Source organism: Candidatus Kurthia intestinigallinarum (assembly GCF_003991225.1).
GTDB classification, from domain to species: Bacteria; Bacillota; Bacilli; order Bacillales_A; family Planococcaceae; genus Kurthia; species Kurthia populi.
Window position 1 is genome coordinate 1 of the sequence record NZ_JTFC01000064.1, and the last position, 1,207, is coordinate 1,207.

Below are 1,207 nucleotides of genomic sequence, written 5' to 3' on the forward strand. Positions count from 1 at the left end.
GTACGGGCACCTCTCACCTCGCTAGAGGCTTTTCTTGGCAGTGTGAAATCAGGAACTTCGCTCGAAGAGCTTCGCTATCACAGCTCAATGTTAGAGAGTGCGGATTTGCCTACACTCACACCTTACTGCTTGGACGCGCATAACCAACAGCGCGCTTACCCTATCCTACTGCGTCCCCCCATTACTCAAATGGTGAGGAGGTGGTACAGGAATATCAACCTGTTATCCATCGCCTACGCCTATCGGCCTCGGCTTAGGTCCCGACTAACCCTGAGCGGACGAGCCTTCCTCAGGAAACCTTAGTCATTCGGTGGATGGGATTCTCACCCATCTTTCGCTACTCATACCGGCATTCTCACTTCTAAACGCTCCACCAGTCCTTACGATCTGACTTCACAGCGATTAGAACGCTCTCCTACCACGGACATCTGAGATGTCCATCCACAGCTTCGGTGAATCGTTTAGCCCCGATACATTTTCGGCGCAGCGTCACTCGACCAGTGAGCTATTACGCACTCTTTAAATGATGGCTGCTTCTGAGCCAACATCCTGGTTGTCTAAGCAACGTCACATCCTTTTCCACTTAACGATTACTTTGGGACCTTAGCTGGTGGTCTGGGCTGTTTCCCTTTTGACTACGGATCTTATCACTCGCAGTCTGACTCCCGCGTATAAATCATTGGCATTCGGAGTTTGTCTGAATTCGGTAATCCGGGATGGACCCCTAGTCCAAACAGTGCTCTACCTCCAAGATTCTTAGCCGCGAGGCTAGCCCTAAAGCTATTTCGGAGAGAACCAGCTATTTCCAGGTTCGATTGGAATTTCTCCGCTACCCACACCTCATCCCCGCACTTTTCAACGTACGTGGGTTCGGGCCTCCAGTAAGTGTTACCTTACCTTCACCCTGGACATGGGTAGATCACCTGGTTTCGGGTCTACAACCACATACTCATTCGCCCTATTCAGACTCGCTTTCGCTACGGCTCCGCCTTATCAGCTTAACCTTGCATGGGATCGTAACTCGCCGGTTCATTCTACAAAAGGCACGCTATCACCCATTAACGGGCTCTAACTACTTGTAGGCACATGGTTTCAGGATCTCTTTCACTCCCCTTCCGGGGTGCTTTTCACCTTTCCCTCACGGTACTGGTTCACTATCGGTCACTAGAGAGTATTTAGCCTTGGGAGATGGTCCTCCCAGATTCCG

At 51.0% G+C, this 1,207-nt stretch carries 1 rRNA gene; it reads right to left on the bottom strand.

What is annotated here, in order from left to right:
- Positions 1-1,207: ribosomal RNA gene (locus tag QI30_RS18630) — 23S ribosomal RNA — on the bottom strand; the annotation flags it as partial.